This window comes from Mycobacterium sp. 852014-52144_SCH5372336 (assembly GCF_001665615.1).
Lineage (GTDB): Bacteria > Actinomycetota > Actinomycetes > Mycobacteriales > Mycobacteriaceae > Mycobacterium > Mycobacterium neumannii_A.
The window spans coordinates 62,415-79,403 of the sequence record NZ_LZSW01000027.1; the positions used below are offsets into that span (position 1 = coordinate 62,415).

The following is a 16,989-nucleotide window of genomic DNA, read 5'->3' on the forward strand; positions in this document are numbered from 1 at the left end:
ATCAGCGCCTCAGCGGCGAATCTCCATCACTTCCCGCACCGACCGTCTCGGTGTCGGTGCCGGCGTGTTTTCGATCGTCGGCGCTTTGCCCACCCGAATCAAGGCCTGGGGGACCGCGTCGCGTCCTGTCAGCCGGCGGATGGCGTCGCGTCCGGCCTCCACTTCGGTGAGATGTGTCATCGTGCAGGTCGCCAACCCGGCGGTCGTGAGGTCGAGCAATATCGTGGACAGCGCCTGACCGCTAGTGAACGCGTCCTCGCGGGTGTCCGCCGGCGTCGACAGCACGACGATGTCCGCCTCGTCGAGCGCGGTTCCGCCTCGGCGGTCGAGGTGACCGCTGGGGCGGAAGCTCCGGTTGACGCCCACGCGCCGCCGTTCGGACTCCGACACCAGTGCGCTGGGCGGAATGCCTTCGGAGAGCCGGAAAGACGCGGTCCACCACTGCAATTCGCCGTGGTAGCGATCGTCGTGCGAACGCAGCGACTCGGTGAGCCGGGACGCCTCGGCCAGCTCGGGATGCGTTGGGGCCTGCAGCGTGTCGACGAAGGTTCCCTCGGGTCGGTTCGACAGCACGACGTCGAGGGTGTCGTCGGGCGCCCGGAACGGCAGACGGTCGGTGCGGCGGGCCAGGATGGCGTCGGCGCGGTCCCGTGCGCTCGGTGTGACGGGCGTCGGGGCGCAGACGTGGACCGACGCGAGATGCTCGGGCCTGTCCGGGTCGGGGAACGTCTCGACCGAGGTGTCCCAGCCTGCGGCGGCCATCGCGACGCGAAAGTGGTCGAGCGCTGCACCGCAGGCGATCAGGGCCTCACGCCCCGAGCTGTCGGCCGAGCGGATCACCCGGGAGCGGTCGGCATGAAGCTCGATCGTGGTCTTGCCGATCACCCATCGCCACGGTTGGCTGTTGTGCAGCGACGGGGCCCGGCACGCCAATTCGACCGCGTTGACGACGACCTCGATGTCGACCGTCGTGGGCATGGCCGGCTTCTCCGTCTCAAGATGTGACGGCATCATGGTCGGTGCTCCGGTACTGCGGGAGGCCGCGCTCGCGAAACCGGCGGCCGGTCATCTTCTCGGTGCGGATCCGCACGAAGTGGTCCCGGCGACCGTCGACCCACGGCTGCAGGAATGTTCCTGACAACTCCACCAATTCGTCGACGTCGGTGATCGGTTCGGCGTGCCCGACGACGGTGACGCTCCAACCGGTCCGCAGGTCGGCGTCGAGCTCATCGGCCTGGAAGGCCACGACCTGGTTGTCGGTCGCGGCGGCCAACTTCGGTCCGCCCGCGACCCGGATCACCACGTCGTCATGCCAGAGCCGGAAGTTCACCGGCTGCACCGCGGGCAACGCGTCCTCGGTGAAAACCAGCCTGCCCACCCGTACGCCGCCGAGCAGGTCCAGACACTGCCTGCGGTTGAGGATCTCCAGTTCTTGACCTTTGGTCATCGTCATCAGCCTCCTTGGACCAGAGCGAGGGTGCCGACCGGTGTGCAACGCCAGTGTCCGTTGCTCAGGTCGGCCAGGCGGGCAACGGCGCGCTGGATCCCGTCGGCGAGTTCGTTGACATCGGGTGCGGCGTCGTAGTCGCCGATGATGCCGAACGCGAGGTGGTCGGCGTAGCTGAGGATCGCGATGCCGGTTCGCAGCCGAAGTGCCAGTGGCGGAATCGGTAGCAGCCGAATGACTTCGCGCCTTTTGAGCCGCATCCGCTTGCGGGGGCCGGGCACATTCGTGGCCAGTGTCACGATGCCGCGCTGGGGGAGCCGGGTCAGGGCCCGAACCGCCCACGCCGTCAGCGGGAACGGAATCGCGTTGGCCGCGGTGACGAAGAGGTTTCCGGCCTCGCGCTGTCCGCTCGCCTTGGACTTGCCCAGTCGTGCGTGCACGGTTTGCAACTGCTGGATCGGGTCGTCTTTCTCGACGGGGAGGTAGGGCAGCATCACCGATACCCGGTTGTCGGGTTCGCCCGCCGCATCAGCGGACCGCACCGACACCGGCACCAGGGTGCGCAGCGACGTGCGCCGGGGGTTCTCGCCGCGGCGCAGCAGGATGGTGCGGAAGCTGTCGGTGATCGCTGCCAGCGCTACATCGTTGACCGTGACGTCGAACCGCTCACAGATGTGCTGCACCTCCGGCAGTGAAACCTCGACGGAGGCGTAGCGGCGCATGTCGGTCACCGGACCGGTCAGCGACGACGGGGAGGCCGGCCGCAGCAGCCCGCCGGCGATCTCGACGGCCCCGTGCAGTGCCTGGGTCGCGGTGGTGGTCACGTCGCGAGACGTCCGCAACGCAGATGCCATCCAGTCGACCGGATTGAGCGAAAGAGCCGGCAGGCGCCACGGTTTCGCCTTCGGTTGAGCACCGCGGAGCGCCGTCGCGAACGTCTCGGTGCCCTGCTCGTCGCACAGATGGGCGAGCAGATGCGTGGCCGCGACCCCGTCGGCGATGCAGTGGTGGATCTTCATCAGAATCGCCCACCGGTTGTGGGCCAGGCCGTCGACGACCCAGCACTCCCACAGAGGCCGCTCGCGGTCCAGGCGCCGCTCCATCACTTCGGCGGCCCAGCGGAACAGCGCGGCATCGTCGCCGGGCCGGGGCAGCGCCGCCCGACGGATGTGATGGGAGACGTCGACCCCCGCGTCCTCCACCCACTCCGGTGCGCCGAGGTCGAGTGGATGGGTGCGCAGGATCTGCCGGAAGCGCGGGACGGCCATCACGCGCTCGGTGAGATCGGCGACGAGCGAGTCGAATTCGGGCATCGGCCCGGCGAGCACGGCGATCGCCCCAATCGCAAGGCTCACGTGAGGGTCGGAGTCTTCGGCGTGCAGGAATCCCGCGTCCAGGGTGGTGAGCTGCTCCATACCCTTACTCTCGGCGACCGGCGGATGCGGCAGTAGGGCCTAAGGTCCCTACTTCGCCCGTGATCAGCGCGGCGGTATGCCCGCCACGAGGGGTGCGTCGGCGCCGACCGGGCCGAGCTTGGCAGCACCGCCCGGAGAACCCAGGGGCGCGTCGCGGCCAGGCAGGACCTCGGTGAAGAACGCGGCGTTGTCGGCGAGGTGGCCGTGCTCGTCGTCGGGCAGATCCGTTTCGAAGTAGATCGCACCCTCTTCGCACGCCAGCTTGCACGCGCCGCAGTCCACACACTCGTCGGGATTGATGTAGAGCGACCTTGCGCCTTCGTAGATGCAATCGACCGGGCATTCGGGGACACAGGACTTGTGCATCACGTCCACACACGCACTGCTGATCACATAGGTCATGGCCGCAGTGTAGGAACGGTCGGCCGCGCTCGTCGTGGGTCCAAGGCCTGCGGAATCGAGGACCAAAGTCCCTGCCGCCGTACACGCGGTATCGCTCCGCCGGTCCGTCGCGGGAGTGATACTGAACCATTGTGGCGGCTGACCGGGCCGAGGCTGCTCGGCCCTCCGGATACCGGACGACCCGGATGGAAGCGTTCAGCGATGGTGTGTTCGCCATCGCGATCACACTGCTGGTGCTCGAGATCGGTGTGCCCGACGACTCGGCGGCTGACCTGCTGGGCGCCGTGGTCCGCCAATGGCCGTCGTATCTGACTTACCTGGTGAGCTTCTCGACGATCGGCGCGGTGTGGCTCGAACACACGGTGATCACCGAGTTCCTGAATCGGGCCACCGCCGCGCTCATCCGACTGAACCTGCTGCTACTGATGCTCGTTTCATTCCTCCCGTTCCCGACTCGGCTGTTGGGCGACTACATGGGCGAAAGCGGTGCCCAACGGGTGGCGGTGACTGTCTACGGCATCAACCTGCTCCTGGTGTCGGCAGTGGTATCGCTGATGTGGCGTTATGCGGTGTGGCAGCGCTTGATTCGGACTGAAGTGGCCGACGCGGACGTCAGGCTCATCACCAAGAGGCTCACCCCGGGGCTGGCCGGATATGCCGTGTTCATCGGGGTCGGGCTGTTCTTGCCGATCGTTGCCGTATTCGGCTACCTGGTGATCGCGGTGTATTTCATCGTTCCCATCGCTGCGCTGCGGGGAGCCAGACGCGCAAGCCGATTGGAGGAGTGAAAACGACAGCGATGACGGATCCCATGACCCGTGCGCACGGCCTGTTGCGCCAGATGACGGTCGACGAGAAGGCGATGCAGCTGTCCTCGGTGTTCCCGCTGGCGCTCTTCACCCCGGAGGGGATCAACCGCAGCCGGCTCGACGCGTTGCTCGGAAACGGCATCGGGCATGTCTGTGCTCTGGGTTTGATCGGACACAAGGCACCCGAAGCTCTCGCGAAGGCGACCAACACGATTCAGCGTTACCTGGTGACCGAGACGAGGCTGAAGATTCCCGCGATATACCACAACGAGGCGATGAGCGGTGTCGTGGCGCCCGGCTTCACCGCATTCCCGACTCCGATCGCGATGGCCGCGACGTGGGACACCGAGGCGGTGGAGGAGATGACGGGTCTCATTCGCCGCCAACTGCGGTCGGTCGGCCTGCGCCATGCGCTGGGGCCGGTGATGGACATCGCTCGCGATGCCCGTTGGGGCAGGATCAGCGAGACGTTCGGCGAGGACGCCTATCTCGTCAGTGCGATGAGTGTTGCCTACACACGAGGTCTGCAGTCGCACGACCTGGTGCATGGCGTGGCCGCGACCGGTAAACACTTCATCGGCTATGCGGTCACCGAGGGCGGGCAGAACATGGCGGCGACCGCGATCGGGGCCCGCGAACTCTACGACGTCTACGCCCGGCCGTTCGAGGCCGCCATCCGGTTGGCGGGGCTGGCCAGCGTGATGCCCAGCTACAGCGAGTTCGACGGTGTGCCGGTCTCCGCCTCGCACGCGGTGTTGACGGCCCTGCTCCGCGACAAGCTGGGTTTCACCGGGACAACGGTTTCCGACTATGTCGCGGTCGGCTTCCTACAGACGCGGCAACGGGTGGCCGAAACCGCCGAGGACGCCGGTGTTCTCGCGCTCATGGCGGGGATGGACGTCGAGACTCCGGAAGTCTTCGGCTACGGCGAGGTGTTGGCGAATGCCGTGCGCAACGGCAGGGTCGCTGAGTCGGTGCTCGACCGGTCCGTGCTGCGGGTGCTGCGCGACAAGTTCGCGCTCGGACTCTTCGACGATCCGTACGTCGCCGAGGACCCGATCGTCATCGACACCGTCGCGCGTGAGGGCGCCGATCTTTCGGCCCGGCTGGCCGGGCGGGCTGTGACGCTCCTCAAAAACGACGGCGACCTGCTGCCGTTGAGCCGAGACCTGGGGCGGGTCGCGGTCATCGGCCCCCACGCCGATGATGTGGCTGCGGGGTTCTCGACCTACACGTTCGCCGACGCGGTCAAGATGTTCGAGGTCCGTGCCACCGGTGGCGAGATCGCCATGGCGGGTATGGAACTCGGCGGCGAGGTTCCACATGAAGCGCTCATGGCGATCGCGAGTGAACTCGGGCCGGTGTTCGCGACCGACCGGCGCGCCTATATCGAGTCCAACTACTCGGCCGTTTCGCTCGCGGACGCCGTCCGAGAGTTGTTGCCGCATGGGGAGGTGCTCGCCGTCGCCGGCACGGGTGTGACCCCGACCGAACCGGTTGACATCGGGGCCGCCATCGCCGCGGCCGGGGATGCCGACGCCGTCATCCTGGCGGTCGGCGGACGATCGTCGTGGTCCGGTCAGCGCACCGAGGGGGAGGGGTCGGACACCGCCGACATCGCACTGCCCGCGCAGCAGGTGGCGTTGATCGAGGCGGTCAGCACGCTGGGCAAGCCGACCGTCACCGTGCTGTCGATGGGCAGGCCGTATGCACTCGACGGACTCATCGACGAACTGCCCGCGGTGCTGACCGCGTATTACGCCGGCCCGTATCAGGCGACCGCGATCGCCGACGCGATCTTCGGAATCACGAATCCCGCTGGGAAGCTTCCGTTCACGATGCCGCGACATGTCGGCCAGGTGCCCATTCATCACGCCCAGAAGACCGGCAGCGGTTACCGACGCACCGACGCCGACCCCCACAGCGGCTATCTCGACATGGCGGCTACGCCGCTGTTCGGATTCGGTCATGGCCTGAGCTACACCACGTTCGCCTACGGTCCGCTGGAGCTCGCGAGCGACACCGTCGATGCGGGCGGCGCGGTGACCGCGGCCGTCGCCATCACCAACTCCGGGCAGCGACTCGGGTCCGATGTCGTGCAGCTGTACGCCGCCGACACCGCGACCGGTGTCACGTTGCCCGCCCAACAGCTCGTCGGTTTCACCCGTGTCGACCTCGAGCCGGGTGCGTCGAAGTCGGTAACGTTCACGCTGCCGTTGAGTGTTCTTGCCTATACCGGGGTTTCGGGCGAACTCGTCGTGGAGCCGGGTCCGGTGGAGTTGCGCGTGGGCACGAGCTCGACGGATATCCGAGCCCGTGCCACAGTCACCGTCGCCGGTGGCACGCGCACCTTCCGCGGCGACGAGCGGGCGTTCTTCTCGTCCGTGGCGGTCGGCGCCTGATTCAACGCCTGGCCCGGGTGTGCAGCGGCGCGTCGTAAACGGAGGCCAGCCGGCCCAGCGTCAACGCACCCAGCAGCAGGCCGAAGTCGCGCAACGCGACGTCGTAGAACCCGGGGTAGGTGACCAGGTTGACGATGATGCCCGCGAGCCAGAGGGCGACGACGTACGCGGCGTATCGCGGTTTGACCGCGACCGCGATGCCGGCGACGATCTCGACCACGCCGACGATCAACATCGTCTGGTGCGCGGTGAACGGGCTGATGTCAACGATCCACGGCGCGAGGTAACCCTCCCAGTCGGTCAGTACGTTGGTGAACTTGTCGAGGCCCATCACGATCGGCAGCACCGAGAACCCGATCCGCAGGATCAGGTAGGCCGCGTAGACGGGATCGGTGCGGGCGCGCAGCAGCGGGCTCGCCGAGTGGTCGGTTGATGGCGCATTCGAGGTGGTCATTGCCGTTCCTTTCTATAAATAAATGTTATGTCTTTTAGAGCACACCTTCGGCGGCGGTTTGTCAAGAGTTTTTGGTGATAGAATTTCGGGGTGGTCTCACAGTTCGCCGACCCCGCCTCTTTGGCGGCGTTGACCAGCCTGGACGATCCGATTCGCCGTCGGCTGTACGAGTTCGTCGTTGAGCGCGACGAGCCCGTCTCCAGGGAGGCGGCCGCCGCGGCGGTCGGCATCGGCCGCACCCTGGCCGCCTATCACTTGGACAAACTCGCCGATGGTGGGTTGCTGGCCGTCAGCTATCAGCGCCCCGCCGGCCGTGGCGGTCCCGGCGCCGGACGGCCGGCCAAGCTCTACGCCAGGACCGCCGACGAGATCGTGGTCAGCGTTCCACCGCGCGACTATCTGCTGCTCGCTCGGCTGCTGGTCTCGTCGATCGAGCAGGACGCCGGAGGCGCGGTGCGCTCGGCCCTGGGCACGGCCGCCCGCGAAACCGGGCGCCAGGCCGCGGTCGACGCCGACGGTGACGTGGTGGTCGCGCTGCGCGACTGCGGTTACCTACCCCAGTCGGATGCCGACGGCTGTATTACCCTGCGCAACTGCCCGTTTCACTCGGTGGCCAAGGACCACCTGGACGTGGTCTGCGGGCTGAACCTCCAGCTCGTCGAGGGTGTGATCGACGGCAGCTCAGCACCCGACGCGCGCGCGGAGCTCAACCCTTCAGAAGGCCGGTGCTGCGTGCAGGTTCACGGCGCAACGGGTTGACACCCTCCTGAGCGCAGATCACCAACCGCGGCGGTGCGGGCGCGAACCGACCAGCTCACCCTTGTCGACGACGTCGCGGCTGCGGTAGACGATGTAGGGCCGGAACAGGTAGCCGATGGGTGCGCTGAACACATGGACCAGCCGCGTGAACGGCCACAGGCAGAACAGCACCAGCGCGATGATCACGTGGATGTGGAACCACAGCGGCGCCTGGGCCATCAGGTCGCCGCGTGGTTGCAGAATCCAGATGGACCGGAACCAGGGCGACACCGTCTGCCGGTAGTCGTGTTCGGAGCCGACGGGCGTCGCACCGATCAGGGTGCACGCGAGGCCGGCCACGATGGCCATCACCAGGACCAGGTACATCACCTTGTCGTTGGCGGTGGTGGCGAGGAAGACCGGGCCGGTGGTGCGGCGGCGGAACACCAGCAGCGCGATACCCGTCAGCGTGGTGACGCCGGCGATCGCGCCGAGCACCATCGCCTGGAGGTGATAAGCGTGATCGCTGAGTCCGATTGCGTCGGTCCATGATTCGGGAACCACCAGACCGATGATGTGTCCGACGATCACCACCAGGATGCCGAAGTGGAACATCGGGCTGCCGATGCGCAACAGCCGTGATTCGTACAGTTGCGACGAACGGGTGGTCCAGCCGAACTTGTCGTAGCGGTACCGCCACCAGATCCCGACCGCGACGATCGCCAGCGTCACGTAGGGCACCACGTCCCAGAAGATCTCCCAGCCTGACATGTCAACCTCCTTGTGCGCGTCGTGGCGGCACGGTCAACGTAAACGGTTGTAAACCAACCGATTCGGCGGGCGGTCCGGCAGCGGCAAGTCGCTGAGCCCGTTGGATGTCCTGCTCGGTACGGGCCGGAAGCGTTTCGCAGACGGCCGCCACGGCGTGTGCGTACGGCGATGCGGACTGCTGCAACGCATCGCAAAGCAGGTCGATCGGGGCACGGTGCTCTATGAGCAGACGCCGTCCCGCCCCGGGGTCCACGGTGGCGGCGAACTCGAGTACCACGGGCAGGTAGTCGGGAGCCTCGCGTTCCGGCGGGCTGACGCCCGCCTCCCGGTAGGTGCGAGCGAACGCCAGCATGTGGTTGCCGCGGTTGCGGGTGTCGCCCGCCGTCCAGTACGTCAGGTACATCGTGGTGCGCCTTCGCATGTCGAAGGTGTCCACATAGTCGACCTGGGCTTGCATCGGGTCCTTGGTGCGCAACGCCGCGATCGTTCTGGCGAGGAGGTCTGCGGTCGCGGCGGGAAGGTGCGCCAGCAGTTCCTCGACAGTGGCCAGCCGCTCGGCCTGCTGGTCGTCCGGATAGGTCAACAGCAAGGCGGCCGCCTGCCACACGAGGCGGTGCTCGAGGGTCGACTCCCGTCTGCTCCTGAGCAGTTTCATCGGTCCGCGCTCCGCTCGGGAAAGATCCCGCTGGGTTCGCCCCTGCCGTCCCAGTTGAGCAGGTTCACCCGCGACGGGCGGGACTCGGTGACCGCGATGCCCTCACTGGTCTGCCGGTGATGCAGCGCATGGAAGCTCTCCACCGCGACGGGCACCGGGCCACCGCTGGCCTCGCCGAACGGCCCCGACTCGTACATGCCGGGTCCGCCCTCGAATGACAGCGAGCAGCCCGGTTCTTCGAGCGCCTGCGCCTCGAGGGCGTGGGCATCGGCGACGTAGGCGGTCGGAATGACGTAGCGCTCTTCGTATTTCGCCAGTGCCAGCAGGCGGTACATCTCGTAGATCTGCTCTTCGGTCATGCCGACGGCCTGCGGGATGTGGGGCTGGGTCTCCCGGCCCAGGTTGATGTCGCGCATGTAGGACCGCATCGCGGCAAGCCGCCGCAGCACGCCTTCGACCACCGCGGTGTCCCCGGCCGTGAACAGGCCGGCGAGGTACTCGATCGGAATGCGCAGCGCCTCCAAAGCGCCGAACAGGTTGCCTAGCGCCTCACCGTCATGGCCGTCGCGGGCGACCGCGTCGACCACGGGGGACAGCGGCGGGATGTACCAGACCATCGGCATCGTCCGGTACTCGGGATGCAGTGGCAGCGCAACCTGATAGCGGTGAATCAGTGCGTACACCGGCGAACGCTGGGCGGCCTCGATCCACTCCTCGGAAATGCCCTCCGCGTGGGCGCCGGCGATGACCTCGGGATCGTGCGGGTCCAGGATGATCGACTTCTGCGCTTCGTAGAGGTCGGTGTCGTTCTCCGTCGCCGCCGCCTCGAGCACCCGGTCGACGTCGTAGAACACGAGGCCCAAATACCGCAACCGACCGACGCAGGTCTCCGAGCACACCGTCGGCAGCCCCACCTCGATACGCGGGTAGCAGAACGTGCACTTCTCGGCCTTGCCGGTCTTGTGGTTGAAATACACCTTCTTGTAGGGACATCCGGACACACACATCCGCCAGCCGCGGCAGCGGTCCTGGTCGACGAGCACGATGCCGTCCTCGGATCGCTTGTAGAGCGCCCCGGACGGGCACGACGCGACGCACGAGGGATTCAGGCAGTGCTCGCAGATCCGCGGCAGGTAGAACATGTACGTCTGCTCGAGTTCGAGGCGGACCTGTTCGTTCACCTTCTGCAGCACCGGATCTCCGGCCACGATCTCCGGTGAGCCGCCGAGGTTGTCGTCCCAGTTCGCCGACCACTGAACCTTCATCGGTTCACCGCTGATCAAGCTGCGGGGTGGGGCAACCGGCATGTGCTCACCCAACGGCGCGTTCGTCAGGTTCTCGTAGTCGTAGGTCCACGGTTCGTAGTAGTCGTTGATGCTGGGCATCTTCGGGTTGGCGAAGATCCGGAACAGCTTGCTCAGCCGCCCGCCGTCGCGCAGCCTCAACCGACCCCTGCGGTCGCGTATCCATCCGCCACGCCACCGCTCCTGATCCTCGTAGGTCCGCGGATAACCCTGGCCCGGACGGGTTTCGACGTTGTTGAACCAGACGTACTCGGTGCCGGGCCGGTTGGTCCATGCCTGTTTGCAGGTGACCGAGCAGGTGTGGCAGCCGATGCATTTGTCGAGGTTCATCACCATCGCCATCTGCGCCATGACTCTCATTCGTACGCCACCTCCTGGTTGCGACGCCGCACCACGGTCACCTCGTCGCGTTGGTTGCCGGTCGGACCGAGATAGTTGAACGCGAACGCCATCTGCGCGTACCCGCCTGCCAGATGGCTCGGCTTGATCAGCAGCCGGGTCAGCGAATTGTGGATACCGCCGCGCTTCCCGGTGGTCTCGCTGAGCGGCACATCGATGGTGCGCTCCTGCACGTGGTAGACGAACACCACGCCCTCGGGCATCCGATGCGACACGATCGCACGGCACACCAGCACACCGTTGCGGTTCACCGCCTCGACCCAGTCGTTGTCGCGCACCGATATCTTCGCCGCATCGGCCGGGCTCATCCACATCGTCGGCCCACCGCGCGACAACGACAGCATGAACAGGTTGTCCTGATACTCCGAGTGGATCGACCACTTCGAATGCGGGGTCAGGTAGCGCACCGTCAGTCCCACACCGTCGTGGTCACCCACCGCCGACGCACCGAACAACCGCGACATGTCCAGCGGCGGACGGTAGACCGGTAACTGCTCACCGAGTTCCTCCAGCCAGTCGTGGTCGAGATAGAAGTGCATCCGGCCGGTCAGCGTGTGGAACGGCTTGAGTTCCTCGATGTTGATGGTGAACGGCGCGTAGCGGCGCCCACCGGTCTCGCTGCCCGACCACTCCGGGCTGGTGATCACCGGAACCGGCCGCGCCTGGGTGTCGGCGAACGTGATGCGGCGCTCCTCACTGCCACCGGCCAGATGGACCAGTCGACGCCCGGTTCGCCGCTCCAATTCGCGGAACCCCTCGACCGCCAGCCGTCCGTTGCTGGTGCCGGACAGTGCCAGGATCGCCTCGGCCATCCGTTCTGCGGTGTTGATCGCCGGACGGCCTTCTGCGCGACCGGAGCTCATCACACCGAACTTGGCCGCGAGTTCGTCGACCTCCTTGTCGGGTCGGACGGTGACACCTTTGGTGGTCAGCCCCAGTCTCTCGACCAGCGGCCCCAGCGCTGCCCACTTCTGGGCGATCGCCGGATAGTCACGCTCCACCACGGCGATCGGACCCATGGTCTTACCGGGTACCGGGATGCTCCCGTCGGTGCGCCAATCCTGCTCGACACCACCGGGGTACGCCATCGCGCCGGGAGTGTCGTGCTGCATCGCGCCGAGCACCACGTCGGTGCGCACCCCCAGATGCTTGGCCGCCAGCCCGCTGAACACCCGGGCGATCGCGCCGAACGCCTCGAAGTCGGAATGGGTTTCCCACGGCGGGTCGACGGCGGGGTTGAACGCGTGCACGTACGGGTGCATGTCCGTGGTGTTCAGGTCGTGTTTCTCGTACCAGGTGGCGGCTGGCAGCACCACGTCGGACAGCAACGTCGTCGACGTCATCCGGAAGTCGATCGACATCAACATGTCGAGCTTGCCCTCGGGGATGTCATCGGTCCACGGTATGTCGTTGGGCCGCACCGCCTCCGGTGTCGGCTCGGCCTGAAGGTTCGAGTCGGTGCCGAGCAGATGACGCAGGAAGTACTCGTTACCCTTACTCGACGAGCCCAGCAGGTTGGCCCGCCAGACCGACAGCACCCGAGGCCAGTTCGACGGGTTGTCGGGGTCGGTGACGGCGAGTTTGAGCCCACCGTCGGCGAGCTTCTCGGTGACGTAGGTGGAGATGTCCTGTCCCGCGGCGCGGGCCTCGTCGGCCACGTCGAGGCTCGAGCGGTCGAACTGCGGATAGAACGGGCTCCAGCCCATCGCCGTCGATGCGGCGAGCACGTCCATGGTGTGGCGGTCCCTGAACCGGCCGCGGCCCAGAGGGCTGGACAGCGCGTCGGCCCGGTAGCCGTCGTAGCGCCACTGATCGGTGTGGACGTACCAGTACGAGGTGCCCGGCATCTGTCGCGGCGGCCGCGACCAGTCGGTGCCCATCGCCAGCGCCGACCATCCCGTCACCGGGCGGCACTTCTCTTGTCCGACATAGTGCGCCCAGCCGCCGCCGTTGCGACCCATCGCGCCGGTGAGCAACACCAGCGCCAGCACCGCCCGGTAGGTGGCATCGCCGTGGAACCATTGGCATATTCCGGCGCCCATGATGATCATCGACCGGCCGCCGGACTCCTCGGCGTTGCGGGCGAACTCGGTGGCGATCCGAATGGCTTGTGACGCAGCCACTCCGGTGATCGACTCTTGCCACGCGGGGGTGTAGGGCTTGGGATCGTCGTAGCCGGTCGGCCAATCACCGGGTAGGCCTGGCCGGGCCACGCCGTACTGGGCCAGCATGAGATCGAACACCGTGCACACCAGGTGTTCGCCGACCCGTCGCACCGGCACGCCTCGGGTCAGCGTTTCGCCGTGGCCGTCGAAGGTGTCGAATCGCGGCAACGCCACTTCGGCCGTTTCACCGCCCTCGGTGAACAGCACCGTCAACGCCGGTACGAGATCACCCAGTTCGAGGTTCCACTTGGTGACGCCGTCGTCGCCGAAGCGGAATCCCAGTGAGCCATGCGGTACGGCCACGGAGTCGGTCGCCGCGTCCAGCAGCACCGGTTTGAAAGCCGCGTTCTCCTGTGCCGCCGCTTCACCGCCGAGGTCGGCCGCGGTCAGGTTCTTACCGGGAACGAGCCTGCCGTCGCGGTCTTCGAGCTTGACCAGGAACGGCAGGTCGGTGAACTTGCGGACGTAGTCGACGAAGAACGGAACGCGCTGTTTGACAAAGAATTCCGAGAGCACGACGTGGCCCATCGCCATGGCCAACGCACCGTCGGTGCCCGCGGCGCACGGCATCCACTCGTCGGCGAACTTGGTGTTGTCGGCGTAGTCGGGGCTGACGCTGACGACCTTCGTGCCGCGGTAGCGCACCTCGGTCATCCAATGCGCGTCCGGTGTGCGGGTGACCGGCACGTTGGAACCCCACATCATCAGATACGAGGCGTCCCACCAGTCGCCGGATTCCGGTACGTCGGTCTGGTCGCCGAAGACCTGCGGGGAAGCCACGGGAAGGTCGGCATACCAGTCGTAGAAGGACGTCATCACGCCGCCGAGCAGTTCGATGAACCGCGATCCCGCGGCGAAGGAGACCATCGACATCGCGGGGATGGGGGAGAACCCCGCAATCCGGTCGGGCCCGTACTGCTTGATCGCGTGTATGTGGGCCGCGGCGATCATCTCGGTCGCCTCGGCCCAACTGATCCGCACCAGACCGCCTTTGCCTCTTGCCTGTTGGTAGCGCCTGCGGCGTTCGGGGTCGTTCTGGATGTCGGCCCATGCGAAGACCGGATCGGACAGACGCGACTTCGCCTCGCGGTACATCCGGACGAGTTCGCCACGCGCGTATGGGTAACGGACCCGCGTCGGCGAGTAGGTGTACCACGAGAACGCCGCACCGCGCGGACAGCCGCGCGGCTCGTACTCCGGCCGGTCCGGGCCCACCGACGGGTAATCGGTCTCCTGGGTTTCCCAGGTGATGATGCCGTCCTTGACATAGATCTTCCAGGAGCACGAGCCCGTGCAGTTGACGCCGTGCGTGGAGCGGACCACCTTGTCGTGGCTCCACCGGTCGCGGTAGAAGATGTCGCCTTCGCGGCCGCCGCGGCGATGGATGGTCCGCCCGTCGTCGGAAGCCTCACCGGGAGTGAAGAATCGGCCGCTGCGTTCGAGCAGTTCTTCGATCGGGCCGCCGATGTGGGGCGGGTTGATCGTCACGGTGTGGCCTCCTTCGGTTGCGGCTCATGAGCGTGCAGCCGCAGTGCGGTGTAAGCGAACGCGATCAACGCGGTCACTACGAGCAGGATCAGGCCGACCGAGTAGTCGTTCTCGGCAGAGTCGTAGGTCGAGCCCATCACCAGCGGCGGGAAGTATCCGCCCAAACCACCGGCGGCCGAGACGATTCCGGTGATTGACCCGACGGACTTCGCAGGTGAGCGGCGAGCCACCCATGCGAACACGCCGCCGGTGCCGATACCGAGGAACACCGCCAGCGCGATGAAGGTGGCGGCCGACCACACATCCGGCGGCGGCTGCAGCATGGCGATCAGCGCCATCAGCGCGGTGCCGCCGAAGGAACACAGCACGACGTACTTCGGCGCGATCCGGTCGGCCAGCGCACCACCGACGGGACGCGCGAGCACGGCCGCCAGCGCGAACCCCGCCGTGCGCGCGCCGGCGTCGACGGCCGAGAAGTGGTAGATCGTCTTGATGTAGGTGGGCAGATAGTTGCTGAACGCCACGAACCCGCCGAACACGATCGCGTACAGGAACGACATCTCCCAGGTGACGCGGAGTTTGGCCGCCGCCTTCAGCTTGGGCATCACCCGATCGGTGTTGGGCATGAAGGTCGGGGAGTCGTGCATCAACACCAGGCACAGCCCCGCGGTGACCGCCAACGCGACCGCGATGATCACGTGGGTGGGGAAGAGCCCGAACCAGCCGACGAACCGGGGCGTGAAGAACGCCGAGAGCGCGGTGCCCACCATGCCCATCCCGAAGACCCCAGTGGCGAAGCCGCGCCGCGACGGTTCGTACCAGTTGTTCGCGAACGGGATCCCGACGGCGAAGATCGTGCCTGCGATGCCCAGGAAGAAGCCGCACACCAGCAGCATCGGATAGGAGCCTGCCGACCCCGCGGCGCCGACCGCCAGCACCGGAACAATCGAGATCAAAGAGATCGCGATGAACAATGCGCGCCCGCCGAACCGGTCGGTCAGCGAACCCACGACTATCCGCCCGAGCGCGCCCACCAGGATCGGTGTGGCCACCAGCATCGAGGCCGCGGAGCTGCTCAGCGACAGATCGCCCGCGTACGTCGTCGAGAGCGGGCCGATCATGTTCCATGCCCAGAAGTTGATGGCCGAGACCCAGGTGGCCAGCGCTAAGTTGATGCCCCGCCGCGCGCCGGTGTGCGGCGTAGTCGCCGTACTCACTCATCCAGACAACCACGTGTCAGGGGCATTCGCGTGGCTTTCGAGTAAAGCGCTGCTACACAACGTAGTACAACAGTGCAGTCTTCGGTCTAGGCGCGAATTCTCCTGCGCCGCTTGGTCGGGTCGTGCTGCCCCGCGAGCGTCAACCCGAGAATCGACATGACGACACCCAGGCCGAACCACATCCAGTCGAACGCGCTGGCCACCACGTATCCGTACACCAACAGCGCGAAGTAGACCAGCCCAGCGCCGAGAAAGTAGGCCCGAGCGGCTGCGTACGTGCGCGCCATCACCAGGCCCAGTGCGCCGATCACCAGGTTGACGACGTTGCCCAGTCCGGACACCGAGATCATGCCGAGCAGGGTGGCCCCGGATCGGTGGTCGGCCCACGCCAGCCGGTCATAATCCTGGGTCACGCCCGGGATGAAGCCGAGGGCGCCGAGAAGGATCAGGGTGACGCCGGCGATCAGCGCGGCCGCCTGCACGGCCATGTACTTCGGTGTCGTTGCCATCCCTTGCCTCCGTCCGAACCCTTATTGACGGACTCGCAGGTGATACCCGCCGGGCGTGGAGGCTAACCGGCGTGAGGCGGCGTCGACGCTTACCGGGCGTTGCGATTGCGATTCAACGGGGTGTTGGCGTCGATGACCCGCCGCGACAGCAGCACACCCAGCGCGATCATTCCCACCCCGAGGAACAGGTGAAGCCAGTTGTCGGCGGTGTTCAACGGCACGAAGTTCGCCGCGCTGTCATGGTCGATGACCAGGCCGTACAAGAAGAGCAACAGGTAGATGACGCCGCCGCCGATCAGGTAGATGCGGGCCGCGTCGAACGTGCGCGCCATCAAAACGCCGGCCACACCGAACAGCAGGTGAACGAGGTTGTGCAGGATCGAGACGTTGAAGATCCCGAGCAGCATGGCTCCGGAGTGGTGGCCGGCGAACGTCATGGTGTCATAGTTCGTCGTGATCCCCGGGATGAAGCCCAGGATGCCGACCAGCAGGAACACTGCGCCGACGGCGAGTGCTGCCTTCTGCACAGGTGTGCCGTAACGCGTCGCGGCCGATCGGCCCGGCGGATGACTGCTGACCATCGTCGTTTCCCTTTCGTCGAAGGTCAGCGATGGCTACCCGGCGAAAATCGATGCAAACGTGGTTCGGCGATTCTGTCGCAACAGGACATGCGGCTCAGGTCTGCGAGCGAACCTGAGCCGATTCCGTCCGAGCTTTACTTCTTGACGGCCTATTTCTTGATGTAGCAGTTCGGCGGGTTGCCGCAGTGATGACCCTGATCGCACTTGTGGCAGTGGCAGGTACAGCCGCT

At 66.5% G+C, this 16,989-nt stretch carries 14 protein-coding genes and 1 pseudogene; 3 read left to right on the forward strand and 12 right to left on the reverse strand.

Features of this window, described 5'->3' with window-relative positions:
- Window positions 1-9: 9 nt before the first annotated feature.
- From A5759_RS05285 to fdxA, 4 genes are all read right to left on the reverse strand, one after another.
- Window positions 10-978, reverse strand: a complete 969-nt coding sequence (locus tag A5759_RS05285; protein WP_068194877.1) for a nitroreductase family protein — start codon at window positions 976-978, stop codon at window positions 10-12.
- Window positions 979-994: 16 nt separating this feature from the next.
- Window positions 995-1,447, reverse strand: a complete 453-nt coding sequence (locus A5759_RS05290; RefSeq protein WP_068194880.1) for a pyridoxamine 5'-phosphate oxidase family protein — start codon at window positions 1,445-1,447, stop codon at window positions 995-997.
- Between the two features lie 5 nt (window positions 1,448-1,452).
- Window positions 1,453-2,862 carry a wax ester/triacylglycerol synthase family O-acyltransferase gene (locus A5759_RS05295; protein WP_068194776.1) on the reverse strand — a complete coding sequence of 470 codons (1,410 nt, stop codon included), beginning with the start codon at window positions 2,860-2,862 and terminating at the stop codon, window positions 1,453-1,455.
- Between the two features lie 63 nt (window positions 2,863-2,925).
- Window positions 2,926-3,264 (reverse strand): ferredoxin, encoded by a 339-nt coding sequence (gene fdxA, locus A5759_RS05300; RefSeq protein ID WP_068194780.1) that lies wholly within the window; start codon window positions 3,262-3,264, stop codon window positions 2,926-2,928.
- Window positions 3,265-3,395: 131 nt separating this feature from the next.
- Here fdxA and A5759_RS05305 point away from each other — a divergent pair, with 131 nt between their 5' ends.
- On the forward strand, window positions 3,396-4,052 hold the full coding sequence (locus tag A5759_RS05305; RefSeq protein WP_156616816.1) for a TMEM175 family protein: 657 nt from the start codon (window positions 3,396-3,398) through the stop codon (window positions 4,050-4,052).
- Between the two features lie 11 nt (window positions 4,053-4,063).
- Window positions 4,064-6,475 carry a beta-glucosidase gene (locus A5759_RS05310; RefSeq protein WP_068194786.1) on the forward strand — a complete coding sequence of 804 codons (2,412 nt, stop codon included), beginning with the start codon at window positions 4,064-4,066 and terminating at the stop codon, window positions 6,473-6,475.
- A 1-nt stretch (window position 6,476) separates the two neighbouring features.
- Here the strand turns inward: A5759_RS05310 and A5759_RS05315 are convergent, their stop codons facing one another.
- On the reverse strand, window positions 6,477-6,929 hold the full coding sequence (locus A5759_RS05315) for a DoxX family protein (RefSeq protein WP_068194789.1): 453 nt from the start codon (window positions 6,927-6,929) through the stop codon (window positions 6,477-6,479).
- A 90-nt stretch (window positions 6,930-7,019) separates the two neighbouring features.
- On the opposite strand from A5759_RS05315, the gene A5759_RS05320 reads away from it, so the two are divergent.
- Window positions 7,020-7,688, forward strand: coding sequence for a metalloregulator ArsR/SmtB family transcription factor (locus A5759_RS05320; protein WP_068194793.1), 669 nt, complete (start codon window positions 7,020-7,022; stop codon window positions 7,686-7,688).
- An 18-nt stretch (window positions 7,689-7,706) separates the two neighbouring features.
- Here A5759_RS05320 and narI read toward each other — a convergent pair.
- The 7 genes and pseudogenes from narI to A5759_RS05355 all read right to left on the reverse strand — a co-directional run.
- Window positions 7,707-8,441, reverse strand: a pseudogene (gene narI / locus A5759_RS05325) (respiratory nitrate reductase subunit gamma); the annotation flags it as partial.
- Window positions 8,440-9,093, reverse strand: coding sequence for a nitrate reductase molybdenum cofactor assembly chaperone (narJ, locus tag A5759_RS05330; protein ID WP_068194800.1), 654 nt, complete (start codon window positions 9,091-9,093; stop codon window positions 8,440-8,442). The gene narJ and the pseudogene narI, both read right to left, overlap by 2 nt.
- Complete coding sequence (narH, locus tag A5759_RS05335; protein ID WP_068194803.1) at window positions 9,090-10,757, reverse strand: nitrate reductase subunit beta; 1,668 nt, start codon at window positions 10,755-10,757, stop codon at window positions 9,090-9,092. Before narH ends, narJ begins: the two co-directional genes overlap by 4 nt.
- Window positions 10,754-14,449, reverse strand: a complete 3,696-nt coding sequence (locus A5759_RS05340) for a nitrate reductase subunit alpha (protein ID WP_068194806.1) — start codon at window positions 14,447-14,449, stop codon at window positions 10,754-10,756. The genes narH and A5759_RS05340 overlap by 4 nt, the downstream gene beginning before the upstream one ends.
- Window positions 14,446-15,624 (reverse strand): NarK/NasA family nitrate transporter, encoded by a 1,179-nt coding sequence (locus A5759_RS05345; protein WP_255391409.1) that lies wholly within the window; start codon window positions 15,622-15,624, stop codon window positions 14,446-14,448. Before A5759_RS05345 ends, A5759_RS05340 begins: the two co-directional genes overlap by 4 nt.
- A gap of 131 nt (window positions 15,625-15,755) precedes the next feature.
- The gene (locus A5759_RS05350; protein WP_068194810.1) at window positions 15,756-16,178 is read right to left on the reverse strand and encodes a DUF4383 domain-containing protein; all 423 of its coding nucleotides are present in this window, start codon (window positions 16,176-16,178) and stop codon (window positions 15,756-15,758) included.
- 89 nt (window positions 16,179-16,267) lie between these two features.
- A complete protein-coding gene (locus A5759_RS05355) occupies window positions 16,268-16,759 on the reverse strand; it encodes a DUF4383 domain-containing protein (RefSeq protein ID WP_068194812.1) in 492 nt (163 codons plus the stop codon).
- Window positions 16,760-16,989 lie beyond the last annotated feature (230 nt).

Excerpts from the sequence above, each read along its gene's own strand:
- A5759_RS05290 (WP_068194880.1), bottom strand. The coding sequence starts at position 1,447 with ATGACCAAAGGTCAAGAACTGGAGATCCTCAACCGCAGGCAGTGTCTG.
- fdxA (WP_068194780.1), bottom strand. The coding sequence starts at position 3,264 with ATGACCTATGTGATCAGCAGTGCGTGTGTGGACGTGATGCACAAGTCC.
- narJ (WP_068194800.1), bottom strand. The coding sequence starts at position 9,093 with ATGAAACTGCTCAGGAGCAGACGGGAGTCGACCCTCGAGCACCGCCTC.
- narH (WP_068194803.1), bottom strand. The coding sequence starts at position 10,757 with ATGAGAGTCATGGCGCAGATGGCGATGGTGATGAACCTCGACAAATGC.
- A5759_RS05315 (WP_068194789.1), bottom strand. The coding sequence starts at position 6,929 with ATGACCACCTCGAATGCGCCATCAACCGACCACTCGGCGAGCCCGCTG.
- A5759_RS05355 (WP_068194812.1), bottom strand. The coding sequence starts at position 16,759 with ATGGTCAGCAGTCATCCGCCGGGCCGATCGGCCGCGACGCGTTACGGC.
- A5759_RS05310 (WP_068194786.1), top strand. The coding sequence starts at position 4,064 with ATGACGGATCCCATGACCCGTGCGCACGGCCTGTTGCGCCAGATGACG.
- A5759_RS05350 (WP_068194810.1), bottom strand. The coding sequence starts at position 16,178 with ATGGCAACGACACCGAAGTACATGGCCGTGCAGGCGGCCGCGCTGATC.
- A5759_RS05285 (WP_068194877.1), bottom strand. The coding sequence starts at position 978 with ATGCCCACGACGGTCGACATCGAGGTCGTCGTCAACGCGGTCGAATTG.
- A5759_RS05295 (WP_068194776.1), bottom strand. The coding sequence starts at position 2,862 with ATGGAGCAGCTCACCACCCTGGACGCGGGATTCCTGCACGCCGAAGAC.